This window comes from Nitratireductor sp. GCM10026969, from assembly GCF_042660605.1.
GTDB lineage: Bacteria > Pseudomonadota > Alphaproteobacteria > Rhizobiales > Rhizobiaceae > Chelativorans.
Map to the genome: position 1 here is coordinate 49,913 of NZ_JBHSUM010000004.1, position 22,108 is coordinate 72,020.

Here is a 22,108-nt window from a genome sequence, read left to right on the forward strand (position 1 = left end):
GGCAGCATCTCAGGCTTGTTGAAGAACGGAATCCGGATGATGTGCTTCATGCGGCTCCCCCTGCTCGGATCTTGCCGACCTCTGTTCAGAGTGCTTGCGCATCAGGGCAACCAGCATTCCCTCCAGCCTGTGCCCGAGTCGAGAGTAGCGATGTTGGGCGCGCCAATTCTCCGCCTGCTGAATGATTTCCCGATAGGACGTGGAATCGCTTAAAATCTGCTGCCTTAGATCTTCCAGCCCGTTGGCAATGTCCTCGGCAGAGCACCCCGGAAGATGAAATACAGCAGGTGATACATCATCGAAAATCGGCAGTGGTGTCACGGCAATGGGTTTGCCGGTGGCGAGGCCGTAACGGACCGCCGCGCTGGAAGATTCACCTGTCTTTTGATAGGGGAAAACGATGACGTCCGTTTCAACCAAGCGGGCCAGGCTTTCTTCGTCTTTGAGAAAAGACGTTTCCAGTTCAATTATGTCCTGCAGCCCTTTCCGGGCAATCAGCGCCTTTGCCTGCTCGATCAAATCACGTGATACGGGAACGGGATATTCCGCATTGACCAGCTTCAGTTTTACACGACACTGCCGGTCATTAAGAAGCGATACAGCCTCAATGAGCTCAATGAGACCTTTGTTAGGCAAAAAGAATCCGTAAGACCCAATGACGAATTCTCTTTCGACATTGGTCTTGCTCGAGGTTTCGGTCAGCCCATGGTCCATGATCCCATGGGGGAAGAGCGTGACATTATCCACCAATCCCAGCGCCTTCAGACGATTAAGGTCCGGGATGGAGTGGACGAGAATACGTGCGCAGCGTGACAGCGGCTCGCGCAACAATTCCAGCCGCTTTTTCGGGTCTCCCGCAGGATCCATTGTGGAATGTAAAGTGACGACGACAAGACGCCCTTCATCCATAAGGGTGTCCAGAAAACGCCTGAGCGCCTCAAAGTCGAAAAAGCCATAGTTGAACTGCACAATGACCACATCAAGGTCCAGGCGCGCCACCTCACCCTGCAAGCGTCGTAAGTCGGCCCCCCCCCCAACCGACCAGCAGCGACTTACATCGGAACCGTCAATGCTGGTGATTTCCTGATTGTCAGGCGCCAAGATGCTGAGGCTCGACGACGTATTGCTGATCAGATGATCCGAATAGGTGGCGATCCCGCAACGCGTGTTCCAGGTCGTTACCCAGCCCACCTTCGGCATTCCGGCCGTCGGCTCGGTGGCACAATTGCGAGCGAAGGCAACGCTACGCTCGGCTACGTCCCGCCAACGGAATTGTTCAAGAAGTCTTTGCCGGCCAGCACGGGAACGCTCCCTGCGTACCGGTTCCCCGACTTCGAAAACCTCCCGCATCTTGGCGGCGAGATCGTCAACGCGCGGGCGCGCCCATGCCGAAGAAAAGACGCCGAAATGCGATTCCGCCCTTTCGAAATCGTAGTCCACGAGCCATGCGGTCTGCTCGTCGCAGAAATCCATTTGGCCACTCCAGCCGGTCGTGACGACAGCCAGTCCGGAAAGCATGGCTTCGGCCAGAGGCAAACCGAAACCTTCCGCCTTGCTTGGTGCAACCAAAGCTTGGCTTTGCAGATAAAGCGCTTTCAATTGTCCATCAGAAAGGTCGTCTTCGATGATGACGACTTCGGGAAAGTCCTCTCTGTCCGCCCTAGCCGCCGTCAGCCATTTCCGGACCTCGTTATGGGGATTGGGAAAAGTCTTGATCACCAGTGCCACATCGTCATTGGCGGTGAAGGCACGACCATAGGCCTCAAGCATTTCCCGTACGCCTTTTCTCGGGAAACAAGAAGAGACGTGCAGGAATCGAAAGGATCCATTCGTCTCTAGCTGGAAAGCTGGGTCAGGGCTTACCCTTTCCCAATGATCGACGCCGAGGGATGCAACACCGAGGCGGCAAGTCACGCCATGGTCAATCATGACCTTTTCGACATGGCGGGACATGCAGGTCATACCGTCCAGATAGGCGCTGAAACTGTCTGCCCAGTCCTGAGGGAAACCCGATTCTTCCCATCCATAGCTGTGAAGCAGTGCAGTCGTGCCCGCAATATCGGCAACGCGGGGTGGATAGAGGTTCCGACTGACCACATGTACCATATCGGGCGCCATCGAGCCGGAAGCGTCGTGAAGCCTTGCCAGATCCGGATTGGCGTCAAGAAAAGCAGGATTGGGCGGAAAATCTCCCGGCCCTTCCGTAGAGTGCAGCGCAACGTTGTGTCCAAGGCCATCGAGCGCACGGGCAAATTCCCTGTTCAGGAGTGCCAGGCTGTAACTGCTGTCGAACGGCCCCTCCATTCGCCATTTAAGCGTTGGCGGCAGAGCGTCGGCACGCGGCCGACGGCGCACCTCTGCCTCATTGGCCGCGATTGCATCCGCCAGTACCAGGATGTCCTTCTCTGAAGGCTCTGACCTATCACGCGGTAAGGCGGCAATTTCTTTGACGAGTGCCGCCGTCAGGGCTTGGGGTCTGGGAGGCGGGGCAGATACCGCTTCCGCATGGAGACGCTCCATCGCCCGAAGGGCAATTTCCGCACTCCTTTCCCAGGTGAAGCAGCGAGCGCGCTCCGGGCCCCATTCTGCCAGATCAGCACGAAGCGCTTCATCCGTGAGGACGGCCTCCACCTTCTCCGCGATCGCGTTCACGTCATAGGGATCAAACAAAATGTCTTGCCGCTCTATGACCTCCTGGAGGCTGGTTTCTCCTGAGGAAATAACGGGCGCACCGCAGGCCATGGCCTCAAGTGGCGGAAATCCGAAGCCCTCGAACCAGGACGGGAAAACGAACGCTGAGCATAAGGTATAGAGCCCGACCAGCTCCGCGTCCGTCACGTGACCGAGCGGGACAACTGATCCGCGCGGCAGGCCGTTCTCCGCACGCCAATGATCACCAACAAGCCATGTTTGCTGATCATCGCCGCACCCAAGAACGGCTATTTGATAGGCTTCGCGCAATGACGATGGCAACTTCGCGAAAGCTGCGATCAGGCGCTCCACGTTCTTTCGGGGCTCCGCGCCGCCGGCGGTGAGGATAAACGGCCGGGCAAGTCCGAACTTGGTGCGGAGTGTTGCTTCCGCCTCGGCGTCAATCTTCTGAGGACGGAACTTGGGATCTATGCCTGCAAGTATGGAGACAATCCGCTTCTCATGAAGGTGCAGCCGCTCGATCCCGTCCTTCCGAGCGTGCTCAGAAATGGCGAGCAATAAATCAGCTCTCCGAAGACGATCAACGCACGTTCTATACCATTCAGCTATTTGACTAGTGCATAAATACTTCTTCGGAAAGGAAAGAGGAATCAAATCATATAATATTGCAGCTGTTGGAGGAGAATATTGTGAAGTTTTCAGACTGACAGCTACCTCGTCGCTAAACCCCTCGATGACGCTCGGTACCAGCAACACATCAGGATTTAGACCAGCCAGAAAGGTTTCTCGCACCGCTTCGCTTGCAGGTCGCCTCCAATGGTTAGCTGGATTCTCCCACGCAGTAGGGCCTACCCCTCGCCACATGACAACATTGTCAGGAGGAACATGGCTGATAAGTTCCTGGTGCAGGGAATCGACTGTGTGGGCCTGAAGATCGCTGAGGGCGAGGATTATTTCGTGTTGGTCTTTTTTGGCCAGCAGCCCTTTGAGGAGCCCCATCGTATACCGGCCAATTCCGCGCTTGGCGCTTCCCGTTTGCGCAGCCTGCATATCAATGACGATGCGCATCAGGTGGCTTTCCCTCCTTCCGCCAAGGCTGTTTTCAGCATTGCATGGACCTGCCGGGCACGCGGCGAGAGGCTCGGCAACACTTGTTCCCCTTCTTGCTGGATGACAGGCGCAGGGGCCGGCGGGCGAACTGTGCGTCGCAGGCGCGTCTCAAGAGGCGGCGGTAAGCGGCGTAAAAGCCACTTAGCTCCTGCCGCGGACCAGGGACGTGCCAGAACAAACCGTTCGAGTCGCACTATGAGCGCCCGCGCAACCCGCCGTGGCCGCGTGCCGGGCTTGAGCGTCAGCCAGGCTCGGGAGCCATTCACAAACCACCTCCCCCACTCGGAGACAGCGCGTAATGGAGCGGTGATGCGCCAGGAGGTGGAGGCGTAGACAGCCGCCAAGCTGGCCTCTGCCTGCCGTCGTCTTGCTGCGTGTTCCTCTTCGATTTTTGCGGGAAGATTCGACAGCGCCGACTGCATCTCTTCAAGTTCGGAGGACAGACGAGAGCGTGCAAGGCGCTCCTCATCGAGCGCGGTCGTCAGCGCCGATTGCATCTCCTCAAATTCGGAGGACAAGCGAGAGCGCGCAAGGCGCTCCTCATCGAGCGCGGTCGTCAGCGCCGATTGCATCTCCTCAAATTCGGAAGATAGGCGAGAGCGTGCAAGGCGCTCCTCCTCGAGCGCGATCGTCAGCGCCGATTGCATCTCTTCAAACTGCGAAGACAGATGCGACCGTGCGAGACGCTCCTCCTCGACAGCGGCAGCAAGCGCTTCCACCTTCTCGTCCTGCCCACTGAGCGCGCGGTCGAACCGCTCGACAAGGGTAGAAGCGCCCAGTCCGTATTCCTTGCCGAAGGGTTCGTCGAAAAGCGCCATTGCGGCGGCATCGCTCTCCTTCTGTGCGACGACCGCAAAGTCCGGGCTGGCTCCACCCAGAACTTCATCCAATGACGCGGAAGACGCGGCTCTCAGCCGTTCGTTCTCCTGAAGGCGGATGACCTTGTTCCTCTTGAAACCGGCAAACTCGGTCAGAAAGCTCAAGAGGTCGGGCGGCAGCGGGTTGAGGTGGGTGGGATCCATATAGAACGACAGCGTCGATACCCTGAAATTTTCGGGGTTCGGGGTCTCCAGAATGAGCAGCCCGCCAGGCATCAAGACCCGGTGGGCTTCCCGGACGAGACGCTGGAGCTTGGCGAAGGGCAGGTGCTCGGCGATGTGGAAACCGGACACGATCACCTGGCTGTCGTCAGGCATCTCCCGGAGAAACTCGAGTGCGTCCCCCTTCCGCGCCTTAAGACCGCGCTTACGGCAGCTCGCCAGCATTCCCTCGTCCAGATCCACCCCTTGTGCTTGGAACTCCTGGTCGCGAAGGAATTGCAGCCATTCCCCCCGGCCGCAGCCCAGATCCACTGCTTCCGTCTTGTCGCTAACCTGCTTCAGAGGCTCGATGAAGGGCAAATAAGCTTCGAGGCGGCTACGGATGACCTTGCGGGCGCCGCGAAACCTGTCTTCGAAAGCGCGATAGAAGCCAGCCTCCGTTTCTCCATATGAGTGCAGGTCGGCTTCATGCTCCTGGAGATCACTCATGGACCATTCTCCGTACAGAGAAAGTTGCTGGCAGGTGCGACGTGCCGATGAAATACGGCATGTCCGCATTCACGACATCGAAGATGATGGCGTTGTCCTGCCATTCGTAATTGCTCTCAAGATGCGTGTCGCTGCCCGTAAGAGCGGGCGTGAAAGAATATGACCCTGGCCCGAGGTTGCATGGAAAGCCCAGTGCGAACTCGATCTCGTCACCTTTCCTGACCCCTCGCTGCACCTGTTCGGTATGCCAGGTGTTGGTGCCCCAGATCACATGACCGGTGCGGTCGCGCAGCATGTAGCCGAGAACGAGCTGTGGAATGTCCGATTCCGCGCGAGCGGTGAGGCGCAGGACGAGCTCCTGCCCCACGCGGGCAGTCGCCACGGGTTCGAACGTTTCCCCGTCGAGCAGTTCCACCTTCTTCGTGGAGACCTCGAACGTGCCCGAGCGCGTGTATTGCCACCCGTTGCTTTCGCGCCGCTGCTCCACGGTGAGCCGCGCGTTGTCCTTTTCGGCGATCAGCGCGTTATAGTAGTCCACCACCTCGTCGGGGGCGCCGTCGCGCAGAACCTTTCCCTGGTCGAGGAGGATGACCCGTTCGCACAGGGCGCGCACGTCGCCCATGCTGTGGGTGACGAAGAGGATTGCCGTGCCTTCCTCCTTGAACCGGCGGATGCGGTCGAAGCTCTTGTGCTGGAAATAGCTGTCGCCGACGGACAGGACCTCGTCGACGATGAGCACCTCCGGCCGCACGGCGGTGGCCAGCGAGAAGGCGAGGCGCGCCTGCATACCGGAGGAATAGACGCGCAGGGGCTCGTCGAAATATTCGTCGAGCTCGGCGAAGTCCTCGATCTCGGGCATGAGGCGGGTGAGCTCCTCCTGGGAAAACCCCATCAGGCCGCCCGCCTGGTAGACGTTCTGCCGGCCGGTGAATTCGGGGTTGAAGCCGAGCCCCAGCTCCAGGATGGCGCTGATGCGCCCGGCAACGGAGATGCGGCCCGTCGTCGGCCGCACCGTGCCCGTTATCAGCTTGAGCAGCGTGCTCTTGCCGGCGCCGTTCTGCCCGATGAGCGCCAGCGCCTCGCCGCGGTTCAGGGTGAAACCGACGTCGCGCACGGCCCAGGATTCGCTGACTGGACGCACCTTGGCGCCGAACCAGGAGGCGAAGCGGGCCATATTGGACGAATAGGCTGCATAGCACTTGCCGACACCCTCAACATGAAGCACGACCGGTTTCATAGCGCATCCACCAGTTCAGGGCTGGCGCGCTTGAAGACCATGAACGACAGGACGAGCAGCACGGCCGACAGGATCACGGGAACGACCAGAGGCGCAAGATCCGGCCAGCGATCGAACACCATCGCCTCGTGATAGATTTCCACCAGCGGAACCATGGGGTTGAGGTTGATCACCCAGCGCAGATGATCCGGCACGACCGAGACGGGATAGACGATCGGGGTGAGCCAGAACCAGAGCTGGAGGACGACACCCACCGCCTGGCCGATGTCGCGCACGAAGACGTTGAAGACGCCGAGCAGCATGCCGAGGCCGAAGGCGAAGACGGAGATCAACAGGATGCCGAGCGGCAGCGCGAGCCAGGCCGCGCCCGGCACCTTGCCCAGGAACAGGAAGACCACGGCGATCGCCACGAGCAACAGCGCATGGTTGACCAGCGCGCTTCCCCACACGATCACCGGAAGGCAGATTCTTGGAAAGGCGATCTTCTTGAGTGTCGCGGAATATTCGATGAAAACCGTCATGCTGCGGCTTACGATTTCGCTGAACAGCGTCCAGGCGGCCATTCCCGCCAAGAGGTACATCGGATAGGCAGCCTTGTCGTCGATACCGCCGAGCTTCGCGCCGAGGACCTCCGCCAGGACGAGCGCGAAGATGGCCGCCTGGGCAAGCGGGTGCAGGATCGACCAGAGCAGGCCCAGCCGCGAGCGCGCGAAACGCCCTCTCAGTTCCCCGACGATCGAGGCCATCACGAAATATCGATAACGCCAGAGCGCGCTCAGCATGTCCCTTCTCTCTTTTTTACAGACCCTGCCCCGCGACGCGATGACGGCTATCATCGAGGATATCGGCCAAAGTTTGTTCGAACCGATAGCCCGGCTTCCATCCAAGGAGGTCCTGTGCCCTGCCGGCATCGCCGACGACGCGCTGAATGTCGCTCGCCCGCATGCGCGCGGGGTCCGGCTCGACCTTTATCCTGGAGGTCGCAAGGGAGAGAAGCATATCGAGGATACTCCCGATGCGCAGGGCCTTTCCAGAGGCAACGTTCAGTATCGTTCCCGGCTCGATCGAATCCGCTTTCGCTACAGCAAGGGCATAACAAAGCGCAACATCGCGAACGTCCAGAAAGTCACGCTCGGAATCGAGATTGCCAACACGCAGCACCGGCTCGGCGAGCCCCGCTTCAATGCGGGCGATCTGCATCGCGAAGGCCGGCACGACAAAGTCTTCGCTTTGCCCCGGCCCCGTGTGATTGAAGGGCCGGAAGCGGACCGACCGCAGACCCCGCTGCGCCAAAGCGCCGATCGCGAGGTCCGCGGCAGCCTTGGTCACGCCGTAGTCGTCCATGGGGGCCGGGACCGCACTCTCGTCAAGAGGCACGCCTGCGCGGGCGCTATCGCCATAGATGAGGCCGGAGCCGACATGGATCAGTTGACAATGCGGGGCCTTGTCCAGAATGGCGTGCGCGAGATTGAGTGCGCCGAAAACATGGACGCGCCAGGCCAGATCCGGGTCGGCCGCGGCCGCTCGCGGCGCGGCAATCCCCGCCAGATGGATCACATGCGCGGGTTGCCAGCGTTCGATCGCCTCCCGCACGGCCTCACGGTTGGTCACATCGAGTGTATGCAGTCCTTTTGCATCCGCATGCGCCGCACCCTTGGACGTCACGATGAGGCCGACCCCTTCGCCGAAGTCCTGCCGCAACGCCCGCACCACATGCGATCCTACAAATCCTGCTCCTCCAGTGATCAGAACATGCATAGAGCCTGCCTCTGTAATGCGCTTACAGATGCTCTTGACCTCTCAGGCGTTGAAGATCCGCTTCAACCATCTCGCCGACGAGGTCTTCCAACGAGGTCTCCGGCGCCCATCCCAGCTTCTGCTTCGCCTTGGCCGGATTTCCCAGGAGGACGTCCACCTCGGCGGGCCGCAGGAACCGTTCGTCCACGACGACGTGGTCTTCCATCTTCAGCCCCACATGGCCAAAGGCCAGCTGGCAGAATTCACGGACGGAAGCCGTTCGGCCGGTCGCGATCACATAGTCGTCGGGCTTATCCTGCTGCAGCATGAGCCACATGGCCTTCACGTAATCGCGCGCGTGCCCCCAGTCCCGCTTTGCGTCAAGATTACCGAGCGCCAGCGTCTTCTCAAGCCCAAGCTTGATACGGGCCACGCCGTCGGTGATCTTGCGCGTCACAAACTCGATGCCACGCAGCGGCGATTCATGGTTGAAGAGGATGCCGCTCGAAGCGTGCATGTGAAAGCTTTCCCGGTAATTTACCGTCATCCAGTGCGCATAAAGCTTTGCGGCCGCATAGGGAGAGCGCGGATAGAATGGCGTCGTCTCAGATTGCACCGGCTCCTGGATAAGCCCGAACATTTCCGAGGAAGACGCCTGGTAGAAGCGCGCCTCCGGACAGGCGATACGGACGGCCTCCAGCATGTTGGCCGCGCCCACTCCGGTCACTTGCCCCGTCAGCAGCGGCTGCTGCCAGGACGACTTGACGAAAGATTGTGCTGCGAGGTTGTAGACCTCGGCAGGACGGACCTCCTGCATGACGCGAATAAGGCCCGAAAGATCCGTGAGATTGCCGTCATGGAGCTTGATCTTGCCGTTGATTCCGAGCCATTTCAGACGAGCATCGACGACATCGGCAGATGCGCTGCGACGCAACAGTCCGTGGACTTCATAGCCCTGATCAAGCAGGAACTTGGATAGATAGGCTCCATCCTGCCCGGTCACCCCGGTGATCAGCGTCACTTTCTTCATTAGGAACTCTCTGCTTGGTGTGAGTTAGGTCCGCCCATAGACATCATCGAACCGGACGATGTCGTCTTCACCCAGATACTCGCCGCTCTGCACCTCGATCAGGACGAGAGGCAGGATGCCGGGATTTTCCATCCGGTGCTTGTGTCCGCAGGGAATGTAAGTCGACTGGTTGGTAGACAGCAGGACCTCGCGGTCGCCATTCATCACGCGCGCCGTTCCCGACACCACCACCCAGTGCTCGGAGCGGTGGTGGTGGGCCTGCAGGGAAAGCCGGTGCCCAGGCTTCACCTCAATGCGCTTGATCTTGAAGCGGTCCCCTTCCTCGAGCACCGTGTAGGTGCCCCAGGGGCGGTGCGCGGTACGGTGAAGCTTTGCCGCCTCGTGCCCCTGCGCTCTCAGGCGGTTGAAGACCGACTTGACCTGCTGTGCCTTGCCCTTGTCGGCCACAAGCAACGCATCCGGCGTGTCGATGACAAGCAGGTCGGAAACGCCGACGAGGCCCACCAGCCTGTCCTCGGCATGCACGAAGCAGTTGGTCGTGTCCTCCAGGATCGTCTCGCCCGTCGCCCGGTTGTTCTTCTCGTCCGGTTCCAGCAGTTCGGCCACCGCGGACCAGGAGCCGATATCCGACCAGCCGCAATCGACCGGAACGCAGGCCATGTTGTCCGCCTTTTCCATCACCGCATAGTCGATCGACGTGGCGGGCGTCTCGGCGAAGGTCTCCTTGTCGATCTCGTAAACCACACGATCGGAGGAATCGCTGCGTCGCGCGGCCAGATAGGCTGCGCGCGCACCGCTCAATATGTCAGGCCGATGGGCCGAAAAGGCGTTCAACATGCTCTCGGCGCTAAAGCAGAACATGCCAGAATTCCAGAAGAAACGGCCGCTTTCCATATAGTCCGCGGCCGTCTGAGCGTCGGGCTTCTCGACGAAACGCAGGACTTTCCCGTCCTCCGCCTCAACATAGCCGTAGCCCGTCTCAGGGCGGTCGGGCTTGATCCCGAAAGTGACGATCGCCCCCTCTGTTGCCAGGGAGGCCGCCTTTTCGACAGCCGCGCTGAACGATACCTCGTCCTGAATCAGGTGATCGGCCGGAAGAATGAGGAGAAGCGTGTCACCGCCAAGCGTCTCGGCCGCATGAACGCAAGCGAGCGCAACGGCGGCTGCCGTGTCGCGCCCCACCGGCTCCAGCAGGAACGTGTTTTTGCACAATGCTTCACCGGCCTCGGCATAGGCGTCCACCGTAAGGAACAGCGAATCACGGCTCGTGACGGTAATCAGTTCATCCACATTGGCGAGTGCCGTGGCCCGCAAATAGGTTTTGCCGATCAGCGTTCCGCCCTCGGGCAATTCGATGAACGGCTTGGGATGCGCCTCTCGGGAGAGCGGCCAAAGCCGCGCGCCCGCGCCACCGCTGATAATTACCGGAACAATGGTCATCTGTCCCCTCAAATCTGCACGTGCGCTGATGCTTTTCACGGATACCAGCTTTTACGACAAGTCGAAGTCGCTAATACTCTTGTAGGGCTTTTTTCTGGCAATCATCAGCTCTAAATGCCGACGCCGAGATCGCGCGGAAAATACTGTCTTCTGGGCGATGGTCAAGAGGCTGGTTTTGTGTTTTCACCCATGGTCGCAAAGGTGACTCGGTTTGTCTGCCGACCGCACCCGGCGCCCAACTGATCGGTCGGCACGGTAGCGAATCACCGCGGCGCAAGGATCAGGCGGCGTTCATCGCCGCAACTCGGTTGGCACCCAGCGCGGGGATTTTCCGGGCCGGCGCATGAGGTGATTGGTGGCTAACATGTCTTACATCGTCAAAATGGTGGTGCTCGCTGGCCTGCTGACGGGCTGCGGGATAACGAAGACCGTTCGCCACACGGCGGAAGGATTTGACAGAGCCGATTGCCTGTCACGCGATTTCAGAGGAGAAGCACCTTGCCCGGAACCGGCGTCCGATCCCTAGAGCAAAGATCACGCGGTGCGAGGGTGGGCGCGCTCTTCGCCGTGATCGGTCTGCTTACCGGATGCCAAAGCGTGACGAAGGCGACGCTGAACGAGGTCGTCTCGTCCATTCCCTATGACCGCTATTCGTGCGCGGAACTGACCGCTCTACGAAACCAGGAAGCCAGCCGCTTCGGCCTGCCGCGCGACGCCAAGATCGACCAGAGGTGGGCGGAGTGGATCCGGGACCACCCGCCGCTCGGCTCGATCCTGCCCGACATGCGGTCAAAGACGGCGCGCGAGGCGGGGAAGGCGCGCGGCAGGATCGCCGCCATGAACCACTCCTTGCGCAGGCAAGGCTGCGAAGGCGCGGCCTGAGACTGCCTGCACCTCCCACCTCAGCCGCGGGCGGGGCCACGCACAAACCGACGTTCCCGCGCTTTTGGGGAATACGCCGTCATCCCTTGTTGACCGAGGCGGAGCACCGCGAACGGCGCTCCGCCTCGGCCTCCCCCAGTCATCAGGCAATGACAAGCGGCGGCATTCAGACCACGCGCACGGAGATCTCGCCCACACCTTCGATCCTGCCGACCATGGTGTCGCCCCTGGTGATGGCATTCACGCCCGAGGGCGTGCCGGTCATGATCAGGTCGCCCGGCTGCAGCTCGAAATAGTCCGAAAGGATCGCGATCATTTCCGGCACCTTCCAGATCATCTGGTTCAGGTTCCCGGCCTGGCGGCGCTCGCCGTTGACGTCGAGAGTCACCGCGCCTTCCGCCGGATGGCCGATCCTGGAGGCCGGCACGAGCGCCCCGCAGGGAGCCGATTTCTCGAACGCCTTGGCGACCTCCCACGGGCGCCCCAGCTTCTTTGCCTCCGCCTGCAGGTCCCGGCGCGTCATGTCGAGGCCGAGGCCGTAGCCATAGACATGGTCGAGGGCGTCATCGACGGAAATGTTGACGCCACCCTTTGCCAACCCGACGACCATCTCGATCTCGTGATGCACGTCGGACGTCTCGCTCGGGTAAGGAAATTCGCCGCCGCCAGCCACGTTGCCCGCGCTCTTCAGGAAAAAGAAGGGCGGCTCCTTGTCCGGATCGTGACCCATCTCGACGGCATGGGCGGCGTAGTTTCGACCGATGCAGAAGACCCTGTTGACGGGAAAGAGCTGATCGCTCCCCTCCACCGGCAGCGCGACAATGGCCGGCGGCGCGACCACATAGGCTTCTTGGTTGGTCTTCTTGAGGGCACTTTCGGACATCGTCAGCTCCTGACTCCTGCATAGTACTCGATGCGTTTTTCAAGGCGCGCCACCAGCTCGGCGAGCGTGAGGGCGAAGGCGAACAACAGCAGAATCAGGGCCCAGAAGTGCGCCATCAGGAAGTTCTGCTGGTAGAGGGAAAACAGGGCGCCGACACCGATAATCGAGACCAGAAGCTGGCCGATGACGACGCCCTTCACGCCGCGGATCATGCCGAGGCGGATCCCGGCGAGGATTTCCGGCAACGCGGCAAGCACGATGATCTTGCCGCGCTCGAAGCGCGAAGCGCCGAAGGAATGCGACATTTCAAGAAGCGAGGACGAGATGTTCTGCACGCCGGCGCGCGCGTCGAGGATGATGATGAAGACGGCGAACATGAAGACGGTCACGATCACCGTCGGCGTGCCCAGCCCGAAGAGGATCATGAAGATCGGCACGAGCGCGGAAAGCGGCGCCGACAGGAAGGTGTTGACCCACATGTTCAAAAGCTTGTCGATCGCCGGAACCAGCCCCATGGCGATGCCGATCGGTATTCCCACCACGAGCGCCAGCGCCAGACCGCCGACATAGGAAACAGCCGTGATCCGTATCGCCTCGGCGAAACTGCTCGAGGTGACGACGTCGCCGAGGGCCACCAGCACCTCGCTGAAGGGCGGGAACAGCATCAGGAGCTCGAACCGGCCGATGATTTCCCAGAGGATCAGCCAGACGATGAGCGAACTCATCATCGGTAGTTTTTTGCCGAACAACGTCATCCGCTCATTCCACATACTGCTTGATGGCGTGCCAGATCTCCTCGACCGTATCGAGGTAGACACGATCGCGGCGCAAATCGTCGGGGTCGATGTCCTTCGGGATCTGCGGTTCGATGATCTGCGACAGGCGACCGGGGCGCGGCGACAGAAGAACGATCCTGTCGGAGACGTAGACCGCCTCCTCGATCGAGTGGGTCACGAAGAGAAACGTCTTCTTCTCCACCTCGCGCAGCCTTATGAGATCTTCCTGAAACTTGCGGCGGGTCTGCTCGTCGACCGCCGAGAAGGGCTCATCCATCAAGAGCACGTCGGCATTGACCGCCAGAGCCCGCGCCAGGCCGACACGCTGGCGCATGCCGCCGGACAGCTCGTGCGGATATTTCCCCTCGAACCCGGTGAGCCCGACCTCGTTGATGTAATGGCGGGCCCGCTCCTCCCGCTCGGCCTTGCCGACACCATGCATCTTCAGGCCGAAGGCGGCGTTGTCCAGCACCGAGGCCCAGGGCATCAGGGCGAAGTCCTGGAAGACGAAGGCGCGCTCGGGACCGGGCCCTTCGACGGGCTTTCCCTTCACCAGCACATCGCCGGCGGTCGGCGCCAACAGGCCGGCGACGATCTTCAGAAGCGTGGTCTTCCCGCACCCCGAGGGACCGAGGAGGCTCGTCAGGTGCCCGGCCTCGAATTCCAGATCGATGTTCTCGAGCGCCTGAACGTCGCCATAGGTCTTGGAGACGCCGCGGACCTGGATGATCGGATCGGTGGACTGCATGCGATCTGACGGTATATCGTTTCTGGCCAGGGCGAGGTTCATGCGGAGCTCCGTTTCTCGGGCCGGAAGAGCTTGCCCTCGACCCATTGAAGGAAACCGACGGTGATGATCGCCACGAGCACGATCGAGACGATCGTCGCGTACATGTGGGCGAAATTCGCCACCGAGCGATGGAAGGTGATGAGGTCGCCGATGCCGGTCGGCGTGATCAGCAGTTCGGCCAGGACCACGCCGGAAAAACCCTCCGCCACGCCGAGCCGCAGGCCCGCGAACATCATCGGGCTCGCCGCCGGCAGGATGATCTGCAGAACCTGCTGGCGGCGGCTGCCCATGAAGGAACTGCACATGGCGATCAGCGACGGCGGCACGTTGCGCACCGCCTTGTAGCTGTTCATCGCGATCACCGGCAGGGCGAGCATGACGACGGCGAGCACCTTGGCCGTCAGGCCGATGCCGTAGACGAAGGTGACAAGCGGAATGAGCGCGCTCATCGGCGCGGCCTGCATGACGATGAAGAGCGGCAGGGAGAACCATTCGACGTCCTGGCGCAACCCCATGGCAATGCCCGAAGAGACACCGACGACGATGGAGAAGGCGAGGCCGATCAAAAGCGGCTCGGCGGTACGCAAATAAGCCGCACCCATGGACCCGTCGGCAACCATCTCGAAGAAGGCCGTGGCCGTTTCCAGAAATGTCGGGAAGGAAAAGTTGAACCCGGTGCGGCCGGCGATTTCCCAAGCCGTCGCGAAAAGCACGACCGAAAGAATCTTCCAGAAGAGCGTCGTTTCGCCCAGCCATTGCACAAGGCCGGGCCGGTCCCGGTGACGGGCGGAAGCGACGGCTGCTGTTTGGGTCATGTCGAAATACCGTTCCGTTGGCCGCGAAGGCGAGAGACCGCGCCGCGCATACTATCGGCGCGCAACTTCAGGCGGGTGCAAGCGCCGGCCCGCAGGTACTGCGGGCCGGCGCCATCCATCCTAGTTCTTCGCCGCCTCGAGCGCGGTGGAGTCCCAATACATGCCGGGGTCGAAATCCTCGCCCGGTGCCTCCACCTGACCGGCCGCGGCGAGGAACTCCAGATCGTCGCGCGCATCTTCCGGCGCGCCGCCGTCTGTGGGGAAGATGCCGCTCTCGGCAACCTCCTGGTAAAAGGGCGTGATATCGGCGGCCGCTTCCTCCGGCAGGTCGGGCAGGAGGCCGTACTGGTCACGCAACTCCGCGACGATCGTTGGATCGTCGTTGATATCCTGCCACGTGCGCAAAAGCTCCTCGACAAAGACGGTCACATCGTCGGCACGCTCCTCGAGGAAGGTGGTGTTCCCGTAAAGGGCCTCGTCGGTGGCGTTGACGCCATCAAGCGGCAGTCGCGCGAACTTGCCGCCGCCCTGATCCTGCAGCAAACGGAACGCCGCCGCATCGACGATCGAGGCGTTGACCGTGCCCTGCAGCATGGCGCCGGCGCGCACTTCCGAGCCGGGTACGTAGCTGATGTTGGAATACTCGATCCCGTGCACCTTCTCCATCAGCCGCATCAGCGCCTCGGTGCCGGAGCCGCGTGAATGGACGGTCACCTCCTGCCCGTCGAGGTCCTCCCAGCCGGAATAGACTTCCGTATTGACGACGGGGAAGAAGAGGAGCGTGCTCATGCGGTAGAACATGCGGATCGGCGCCCCCGAGTTCTGGATGAAGGCATAGGGCGCGCCCACGCCCACATCGGCCTGCCCCCCGACGACAGCCTGGGTCGCCACGTCTTCGGAGTTGAAGAAGGTGATCTCCATGGGCACACCCCGCTCCTTGGTGCGCTCCATGGCAATCAGCAGGCCAAGGCTTTCGACGCTGGCGACATCGCCCATGGCGACGTGGATCGAGTCGTCCTGAGCGGCTGCCGGCAAAGTGAAGGCCGTGGCGACAAGGGCGAAGGCACCGCCCGCAAGTGTTGTGAATGTTCGGCGTGAAATTGTCATTGCGATCCTCCCTGTGAACTGCCCGAAGACTGCCGGGCGGTGCCGGGCAGTGCCGGCGCGGCCACGACACCTCCAATACCGTGGCCAATTCTCATATTGGTTAGATGAAAACACACGATTGGTTATAGGTCAACAGGAGACATCCCGCCGTTTTCGCTGTTTTCATCATGGGAGAAACGGCCGCCCGCAGCCGAATATCCGCCCCGAGCGGCACTATAGTAAAAGAGCAAAACCGATGTGAAGCTGCCGTTGGCCCATGAGCTGGCAGCGCTCCCGATTGACAAGGGAGCGCGATATTTCTAGGGTGCTTGAACCAATTTAGATTGGTTAAACAAGTAAGGGCAAGGGAATAAGGCTTTGCGCGGTGAAAAGGACAGGAACGGCGAGCCGGAGGCGAACGTCCAGAGCACGGGCGAAGCTCACGCCCCCCATGACGCGACACTCGTGCAACTGCGCGCATGGCTGACGCGGCACGACTTCCCGCCCGACACGCGGCTGCCGCCGGAGCGGGAATTGGCCGTCATCCTCGGCGTCTCGCGCGGCGATCTGCGCAAGGCGCTCGCCACGCTCGAAGCCGAGGGGCATCTGTGGCGGCATGTCGGCAAGGGCACCTTCATCGGCGCCCGCAAGATGGAGGTCATGAGCCTCGCCGAGATCGATCGCGAAACCAATCCGGCCGAGGTCATGCGGACCCGCCTCCTGATAGAGCCGATCATCGCCCGCGAAGCGGCGCTGAACGCCACGTCGAAGCATCTCGAAGCTTTGCGGCGCTGCGTGCGCCGGACGCACAAGGCCACCACCTGGCGACAGTACGAGACCGCCGACAACGAGCTGCACCGCTGCATCGCCGAAGCCACCGACAACCGGCTGCTCCTGGCTCTTTTCGACGCCCTCAACGCAGTGCGCCGTGCCGTCGTTTGGGGACTCCTGCGCGCCAACACCGACCGGCCCCCGGAAGACCATCACTCCTTCGCCGAGCACGACCGCATCATCGAAGCGATCGAAAGCCGTGATCTGGAGGGTGCCGGCCGCGCTATGTACCTGCACTTGCGCGCTGTGGAGCGCAACCTGATCGAACGGGACTTCGCCGGAGACTGAGTTCATCCGCTGCCACAGCGCCGCGCGTCCTTCAGGTTTGCGCAAGGACTTCGTACGCTAGATCAGTTCACCTTCACGGAAACGGTGAACTGATCTAACCATTTGACTCCACGCAATTCCAACCGGAAAACCGGCTTCCACCGGGCGCTTGGGCACCGTACCAGCCGATCCCTGGCTCAATAGCCCTTCCGCGGATCGATGCGGTGCAGCGGGTCCTGTCCCTGATGCACGCGGCGGATGCTTTCAGCCACGTCACGGGAGGCCATTTCCGGCACGGTGATGCTTGCAAGGTGCGGCGTGATGTAGACGTTCTCCATCTCCCAGAAGGGATGGTCGCCCGGCAGGGGTTCGTTTTCGAACACGTCCAGCGTGGCACCCCCCAGATGGCCGCTGCGCAGGGCCGCTACAAGCGCATCCTCGTCAACCACCTCACCCCGCGAGGCGTTCACGAACTTGGCACCGCGCGGCAGGCGGTCGAAGAGTTCGGCGCCGATGAATTTCCGCGTCTGCGGCGTCAGCGGCATCATGTTCACCAGGATGTCCAATTCCCCGACGAAACGCTGCCAGTCCTTCGGGTCGTGGAAGCAGGTGACGGAGGGCACCTTCTTGGCCGCATGGTCCCAGCCACGCACGTCGAAGCCCAGTCCGGCCAGGGATTCCGCCACCGCCGCACCCAGCGCGCCGAGCCCCAGGATGCCGACACGTGTGTGATGCAGCGGCCGCGGGTGGATATAATGCCAATCGCGGCGCTGCTTGGCGCGTTCGAACTCCGGCATGTCGCGGGCATAGCGGATGACGGCGAAGTGGACATAGCTGCGCATCAGGGCGACCATGCCGGGATCCGACAAACGCGAGATCGGCACGTCCGGCAGGTCGTCGCGGTTCGTCAGGGAGTCCACGCCGGCACCGAGATTCACGACAAGCCGGATATTCTTGAAATCCCGGAAGAAGCCCGGCTTCGGCCGCCAGACGAGTGCGTAGCGCACATCGTCCGGGTTGCCGATATCCGGATGCACCCGGAAATCGAGCGCGGGCAGCAACTGCTGCAGCGCTTCAGCCCACGGCTCCGGCTCGTCGAACTCGGAGTAGAAGACGAGAGCCCCCAGGTCGTCCGCCGGCCGGCCCTGCCCCCGAGCCACAGGCGAATTGATGACGTCAGACATGATGTCCTCCTTAATTCGGCGACGATCTATTCGGTATGGGTGCCGACCGGCGGGAATGCCGGCCGGGCACTGTTACTTCATGAAGCTCGGCAGCCATGTCGACAGGCTGGGAAAGAGGATCAGCACGAAGAGAAAGATGACGAGGCCGATCAGGAAGGGCGTGTTGGCCCTTATCACGGAGACCACTTCCTCCTGGCCGATTCGGGCCGCCACCAGAAGCGCCAGCGCCACCGGCGGCGTGATCTGGCCGATGACGACGGTCACGACGATCAGCACGCCGAAGTGAACCAGATCGACGTCGAGCATCAGGAGCGAGGGCAGCAGAACCGGCATGATCATCGGAATCAGCGGATCGAGAATCATGCCGGCGATCAGCGCCAGGAGCAGCAGCAGACAGATCTGGACGACATTCGAATCGAAGGGGAAGAGATACTGCAGCCCGTCCGAAAGGGCGACCGGGACCCGCGCCTGGGACAGCGCCCAACCGAGCGCCACTGAAAAGCCGACCACGATCAGCACCTCGCCCGTGAGCACCACCGCTTCCACGGTCACCCGGCGCAGATCGGCGAGGCTGAGCGTGCGATAGATGGCCATGGCCAGGAACAATGCGTATGCGACGGCGAACGCCCCAGCCTCGGACGGCGTGAAGAGGCCGAAGACGAGGCCGCCGAGCACCAGGGTGGGAAGGCCCATGGGCAGGATCGCCTGCCTGCCGGTACGTATGAGTTCGCTCCAGGCGAAGCCCTGCATCGGCTTCCAGCCGTGCCGGCGCGCGAGGATCGACACGACCAGCATCAGGACCGCCGCAAGCAGCAGGCCCGGGATCAGGCCGGCGAGAAACAGCGCGCCCAGCGACGTCCCCGTCACCGCCGAATAGAGGATCATCGGCGAGCTCGGCGGGACCAGAATGCCGATACCGGAGGATGTCGCCGTCAGCGCTGCCGAAAAGGGCCCCGGATAACCGTTCTGCTTCATCTTGGGGATGACGATCGAGCCACTTCCGGCAAGATCCGCCACCGAGGTGCCGATCATGCCGCCGAACATGAGGCTGACCGCCACGTTGACATGCGCAAGGCCGCCCCTAAGCCAGCCGAACATGGCGCTCGCGAAGGCGAAGAGCCTGTCGGCGATGCCGGAGGCGTTCATGATGCCGCCGGCCAGGATGAACAGCGGCAGGGTGACGAGGATGTAGTCCGTGATCCCGCTCAGGGTCTGCTGTGGGATGGCAAGGTCCCACCCGCCGCTCAGGAGAAGGAAGACCACCACCGAGGTGGCGAGCGATATGATGATGGGCATCCCGAGAACGGCCAGGGTGCAAAGGGTGAGGATGGTGGCAAGTGCGAGGAGGAGCATGACCTGACCTCAGCGCTTGAAGATCGAGAGAAGGAGCGTGGCGGTCAGCCCGGCCGTCGCGAAGAACAGCCCAGAGATGCCGACATATTTCGGAATCTTCAGGATCGGCGAGAGATCGCTGCCGAATTTTCCGATGTAGCGCCAAGTCAGCCAGGAGAGATAGGCCATGACGACGGCCCCGAGGAACGCGCAGAAGGCCGCGAGCACGCGCATTTGGCGGCCGGACATGCGCTCGGACAGGATGTTGCAGCAGATAAGGCTCTGGCGCATCCCGGCCAGCACGATTCCCACACCGGCGATCCAGATCAGGAGATTGATGGCCATCTCTTCCGTCCACGGCAACGGTTTGGCCAGGAAATAGCGGCCGACGGCGTTGGCAAAGACCAATGCGGTGAGCGTGCCGATCAGGAGCGTCGCCGCCCATTCCAGGGCCACGGTGATACCGGCTTCGATCCAGTTCCGGCGGACGACGGTTTCCGATTTCAAAGCCTCGATTTCCGAAACCCGGCTCATGTTCGGCCCTCGTCCCGGTCGGCAGCGACGCGGCCGTCGAAGAGGCAGCCGTAGCCCGGTTTGGCGCCGTTGACGTCGGCGATTTCCAGGCAGTGCCAGAAGGAGGCCTGCACGGCCGACACCACCGGCTTTCCGAGCGCCTGTTCGAGCGCGTCGATGGCGCCCACCGACCAGAAATTCGTGCAGCTGATGAAGATCGCGCTGGCTTCCGGCGTATCGACCGCGCGTACGAGGTCGTAGACCTTCGAAATCGGCACTTCGGCCAATGCCTGGTCGCTGTCGATGCCCAGATTGCTATGTGAGACGACCTTGTGTCCGTTCTCCTCCAGAAAACGGATGGCACGCGCATGGACGCCGTCCACATAGGGCGTGGCCAACGCGACCGGGCCGGCCTTGACCTTCGCCAACGCGGCGAGCGTGGCGGTCGAGGCGGTGGTGACCTTCGGGCCGGGTGCCCAGCTTTTCAGCTTTTCGATCAGCCCATGATCGTAGGCGGTGCCGTGCAGGAAGGAAGCGCTGGTGCCGCCGAAGCATAAGACGTCGATGGGGGCGGAGCCCAGAAGCTCCGCCGCCTGCCTGAGTTCGGGGGCATTCATCATCTCTTCGATGCCCTCGACCGTTACCTTGGGAAGCTTGATGCGGGTGGTATGGACCGCCACGCCCGGCGCGGCCATCGCCCACATTTCGGATTCCATCACGATGCTGGAAGCCATGAAGATCAAGCCGATCCGTGCACGCGTGCCGTTTCCGTCATAGCGGAACACGGGTTGGCGTGCGCTGTTCGCGTCCATTGCCACGTCAAATCTCCCTGGGACGTCTCGCCTGTCTTTCGGATCCGAGCTTGCGCCTTGCTACTGCGTCAGCTCGACGACCTTCGCCATGAATTCCGGCGTGACGATCTGGCCGATCTCTTCGTGGATGGGCGCGGCGGCTTCCTTGAAGGCGGCAATGTCCGGCTCGTTGACGGCAACGCCGGCTTCCTCGAACTCGGAGATCAGGTTGTTGTCACTCTCCTCGGAAAGTTCGCGCGTCGCCTCGGCTCCGATCTTGGCGGCCTCGATCACCTTGGCCTGCAGGTCTTCGGACAGGCTGTCCCAGGTGTCGCCGTTCATGGCGAGCGTGATCGGCGAATAGACGTGGTTGGTCAGGGAGATGTAATCCTGCACCTCGTGCAGCGAGAACTCCTTGATCACCGACAGCGGGTTCTCCTGCCCGTCGAGCGCACCCTGGCGCAGCGCCACATAGACATCGCCGAGCGACATCGGCGTCGGGGCCGCGCCCAGCATCTCGAAGGCCATGATGCGGGTCTCGCTGCCCGGCGTCCGCAGCTTCAGGCCCTGAAGGTCCTCCGGAGTCTCGATCGGGCGGACATTGTTGCTGATGGCCCGAAAACCGAGCTCTCCGAAGGCGAGGACCTGGAGATTGGCTTTTTCCCGCAGGGATTCGGCCAGGATGTCACCGAGCTCGCCGTCCAGCGCCGCGCGGGCATCCTCCTTGGAGCCGAACAGAAACGGCGCGTCGAAGATGGCGAACTTCTCGTCGAGTTGCACCACGTCCGATCCGAGCGGAACGACATCCGCCTCCCCGACACGGATCATCTCCATCAATGCGACTTCGTCTCCGAGTGCGCCGCCTTCATAAAAGTCGAGCGTCACCTCGTCGCCGGCACTCTCTGAAAGCGCATCCCGGAAATGCGTCAGCATCACGTTCAAGGGATCGCCCGGCGTCGTTTCGACGGCGAGGCGCAACTCCGTTTGCGCGGCCGCTCCGTGCGCGGAGAGCGCGAGGGCTGCCGCGGCCGCAAGTCCAAGTACTTTTCTGCCCAGGATTCCCATTCTTCATTCCCCTTTTATGGTTTGCATTCGAAGCTGTGGCGGGTTAAGTCCGCTCACGCTGTCAGCGCCGATTTTCCGGCAACGGTGCAATCGGTCCCAACGTGCGACCAATCTCTACCTGATGTCCCAGACAGACAACCGGAGCCGCTTTGGCGGGC

The 22,108-nt window shown here is 61.8% G+C and carries 19 protein-coding genes; 2 read left to right on the plus strand and 17 right to left on the minus strand.

Annotated features, from left to right (window positions below; genetic code table 11):
* Positions 1-9: 9 nt before the first annotated feature.
* The 7 genes from ACFP9U_RS02100 to ACFP9U_RS02130 form a co-directional block, all read right to left on the minus strand.
* Positions 10-3,720, minus strand: a complete 3,711-nt coding sequence (locus ACFP9U_RS02100; protein WP_378618661.1) for a glycosyltransferase — start codon at positions 3,718-3,720, stop codon at positions 10-12.
* Positions 3,720-5,162: a methyltransferase domain-containing protein gene (locus tag ACFP9U_RS02105; RefSeq protein ID WP_378618663.1), complete on the minus strand. Its 1,443-nt coding sequence runs from the start codon at positions 5,160-5,162 to the stop codon at positions 3,720-3,722. The genes ACFP9U_RS02100 and ACFP9U_RS02105 overlap by 1 nt, the downstream gene beginning before the upstream one ends.
* Before the next feature lie 121 nt (positions 5,163-5,283).
* A complete protein-coding gene (locus tag ACFP9U_RS02110) occupies positions 5,284-6,528 on the minus strand; it encodes an ABC transporter ATP-binding protein (RefSeq protein WP_378618664.1) in 1,245 nt (414 codons plus the stop codon).
* On the minus strand, positions 6,525-7,310 hold the full coding sequence (locus tag ACFP9U_RS02115) for an ABC transporter permease (protein WP_378618666.1): 786 nt from the start codon (positions 7,308-7,310) through the stop codon (positions 6,525-6,527). Before ACFP9U_RS02115 ends, ACFP9U_RS02110 begins: the two co-directional genes overlap by 4 nt.
* A 16-nt stretch (positions 7,311-7,326) precedes the next feature.
* Positions 7,327-8,286 (minus strand): GDP-mannose 4,6-dehydratase, encoded by a 960-nt coding sequence (locus tag ACFP9U_RS02120; protein ID WP_378618668.1) that lies wholly within the window; start codon positions 8,284-8,286, stop codon positions 7,327-7,329.
* Between the two features lie 22 nt (positions 8,287-8,308).
* Positions 8,309-9,295 (minus strand): GDP-mannose 4,6-dehydratase, encoded by a 987-nt coding sequence (gene gmd, locus ACFP9U_RS02125; protein ID WP_378618669.1) that lies wholly within the window; start codon positions 9,293-9,295, stop codon positions 8,309-8,311.
* 24 nt (positions 9,296-9,319) lie between these two features.
* Complete coding sequence (locus tag ACFP9U_RS02130) at positions 9,320-10,735, minus strand: mannose-1-phosphate guanylyltransferase/mannose-6-phosphate isomerase (RefSeq protein ID WP_378618671.1); 1,416 nt, start codon at positions 10,733-10,735, stop codon at positions 9,320-9,322.
* A 597-nt stretch (positions 10,736-11,332) separates the two neighbouring features.
* Here ACFP9U_RS02130 and ACFP9U_RS02135 point away from each other — a divergent pair.
* Positions 11,333-11,617 carry a hypothetical protein gene (locus tag ACFP9U_RS02135; RefSeq protein ID WP_378618672.1) on the plus strand — a complete coding sequence of 95 codons (285 nt, stop codon included), beginning with the start codon at positions 11,333-11,335 and terminating at the stop codon, positions 11,615-11,617.
* A 166-nt stretch (positions 11,618-11,783) separates the two neighbouring features.
* Here ACFP9U_RS02135 and ACFP9U_RS02140 read toward each other — a convergent pair whose 3' ends face one another.
* From ACFP9U_RS02140 to ACFP9U_RS02160, 5 genes are all read right to left on the minus strand, one after another.
* A complete protein-coding gene (locus ACFP9U_RS02140) occupies positions 11,784-12,500 on the minus strand; it encodes a fumarylacetoacetate hydrolase family protein (RefSeq protein ID WP_378618674.1) in 717 nt (238 codons plus the stop codon).
* A gap of 2 nt (positions 12,501-12,502) precedes the next feature.
* Entirely contained in the window at positions 12,503-13,255 is a 753-nt protein-coding gene (locus tag ACFP9U_RS02145; RefSeq protein WP_378618675.1) for an ABC transporter permease, read from the minus strand.
* A gap of 4 nt (positions 13,256-13,259) precedes the next feature.
* Positions 13,260-14,066 (minus strand): ABC transporter ATP-binding protein, encoded by an 807-nt coding sequence (locus ACFP9U_RS02150; protein ID WP_378618677.1) that lies wholly within the window; start codon positions 14,064-14,066, stop codon positions 13,260-13,262.
* The gene (locus tag ACFP9U_RS02155; protein ID WP_378618678.1) at positions 14,063-14,881 is read right to left on the minus strand and encodes an ABC transporter permease; all 819 of its coding nucleotides are present in this window, start codon (positions 14,879-14,881) and stop codon (positions 14,063-14,065) included. Before ACFP9U_RS02155 ends, ACFP9U_RS02150 begins: the two co-directional genes overlap by 4 nt.
* Before the next feature lie 120 nt (positions 14,882-15,001).
* Entirely contained in the window at positions 15,002-15,988 is a 987-nt protein-coding gene (locus ACFP9U_RS02160) for an ABC transporter substrate-binding protein (protein WP_378618680.1), read from the minus strand.
* Positions 15,989-16,432: 444 nt separating this feature from the next.
* On the opposite strand from ACFP9U_RS02160, the gene ACFP9U_RS02165 reads away from it, so the two are divergent.
* Positions 16,433-17,086 carry a FadR/GntR family transcriptional regulator gene (locus ACFP9U_RS02165; RefSeq protein WP_378618725.1) on the plus strand — a complete coding sequence of 218 codons (654 nt, stop codon included), beginning with the start codon at positions 16,433-16,435 and terminating at the stop codon, positions 17,084-17,086.
* 176 nt (positions 17,087-17,262) lie between these two features.
* Here ACFP9U_RS02165 and ACFP9U_RS02170 read toward each other — a convergent pair whose 3' ends face one another.
* The 5 genes from ACFP9U_RS02170 to ACFP9U_RS02190 form a co-directional block, all read right to left on the minus strand.
* Positions 17,263-18,249, minus strand: coding sequence for a 2-hydroxyacid dehydrogenase (locus ACFP9U_RS02170; protein WP_378618682.1), 987 nt, complete (start codon positions 18,247-18,249; stop codon positions 17,263-17,265).
* 72 nt (positions 18,250-18,321) lie between these two features.
* On the minus strand, positions 18,322-19,602 hold the full coding sequence (locus tag ACFP9U_RS02175; RefSeq protein WP_378618684.1) for a TRAP transporter large permease: 1,281 nt from the start codon (positions 19,600-19,602) through the stop codon (positions 18,322-18,324).
* 9 nt (positions 19,603-19,611) lie between these two features.
* Entirely contained in the window at positions 19,612-20,115 is a 504-nt protein-coding gene (locus ACFP9U_RS02180) for a TRAP transporter small permease (RefSeq protein ID WP_378618685.1), read from the minus strand.
* Positions 20,112-20,906, minus strand: a complete 795-nt coding sequence (locus ACFP9U_RS02185; protein ID WP_378618727.1) for an Asp/Glu racemase — start codon at positions 20,904-20,906, stop codon at positions 20,112-20,114. Before ACFP9U_RS02185 ends, ACFP9U_RS02180 begins: the two co-directional genes overlap by 4 nt.
* 60 nt (positions 20,907-20,966) lie before the next feature.
* Positions 20,967-21,950, minus strand: a complete 984-nt coding sequence (locus tag ACFP9U_RS02190) for a TRAP transporter substrate-binding protein (RefSeq protein ID WP_378618687.1) — start codon at positions 21,948-21,950, stop codon at positions 20,967-20,969.
* Positions 21,951-22,108 lie beyond the last annotated feature (158 nt).

Excerpts from the sequence above, each read along its gene's own strand:
- ACFP9U_RS02100 (WP_378618661.1), bottom strand. The coding sequence starts at position 3,720 with ATGCGCATCGTCATTGATATGCAGGCTGCGCAAACGGGAAGCGCCAAG.
- ACFP9U_RS02110 (WP_378618664.1), bottom strand. The coding sequence starts at position 6,528 with ATGAAACCGGTCGTGCTTCATGTTGAGGGTGTCGGCAAGTGCTATGCA.
- ACFP9U_RS02115 (WP_378618666.1), bottom strand. The coding sequence starts at position 7,310 with ATGCTGAGCGCGCTCTGGCGTTATCGATATTTCGTGATGGCCTCGATC.
- ACFP9U_RS02120 (WP_378618668.1), bottom strand. The coding sequence starts at position 8,286 with ATGCATGTTCTGATCACTGGAGGAGCAGGATTTGTAGGATCGCATGTG.
- gmd (WP_378618669.1), bottom strand. The coding sequence starts at position 9,295 with ATGAAGAAAGTGACGCTGATCACCGGGGTGACCGGGCAGGATGGAGCC.
- ACFP9U_RS02130 (WP_378618671.1), bottom strand. The coding sequence starts at position 10,735 with ATGACCATTGTTCCGGTAATTATCAGCGGTGGCGCGGGCGCGCGGCTT.
- ACFP9U_RS02140 (WP_378618674.1), bottom strand. The coding sequence starts at position 12,500 with ATGTCCGAAAGTGCCCTCAAGAAGACCAACCAAGAAGCCTATGTGGTC.
- ACFP9U_RS02145 (WP_378618675.1), bottom strand. The coding sequence starts at position 13,255 with ATGACGTTGTTCGGCAAAAAACTACCGATGATGAGTTCGCTCATCGTC.
- ACFP9U_RS02150 (WP_378618677.1), bottom strand. The coding sequence starts at position 14,066 with ATGAACCTCGCCCTGGCCAGAAACGATATACCGTCAGATCGCATGCAG.
- ACFP9U_RS02155 (WP_378618678.1), bottom strand. The coding sequence starts at position 14,881 with ATGACCCAAACAGCAGCCGTCGCTTCCGCCCGTCACCGGGACCGGCCC.
- ACFP9U_RS02160 (WP_378618680.1), bottom strand. The coding sequence starts at position 15,988 with ATGACAATTTCACGCCGAACATTCACAACACTTGCGGGCGGTGCCTTC.
- ACFP9U_RS02170 (WP_378618682.1), bottom strand. The coding sequence starts at position 18,249 with ATGTCTGACGTCATCAATTCGCCTGTGGCTCGGGGGCAGGGCCGGCCG.
- ACFP9U_RS02175 (WP_378618684.1), bottom strand. The coding sequence starts at position 19,602 with ATGCTCCTCCTCGCACTTGCCACCATCCTCACCCTTTGCACCCTGGCC.
- ACFP9U_RS02180 (WP_378618685.1), bottom strand. The coding sequence starts at position 20,115 with ATGAGCCGGGTTTCGGAAATCGAGGCTTTGAAATCGGAAACCGTCGTC.
- ACFP9U_RS02185 (WP_378618727.1), bottom strand. The coding sequence starts at position 20,906 with ATGGACGCGAACAGCGCACGCCAACCCGTGTTCCGCTATGACGGAAAC.
- ACFP9U_RS02190 (WP_378618687.1), bottom strand. The coding sequence starts at position 21,950 with ATGGGAATCCTGGGCAGAAAAGTACTTGGACTTGCGGCCGCGGCAGCC.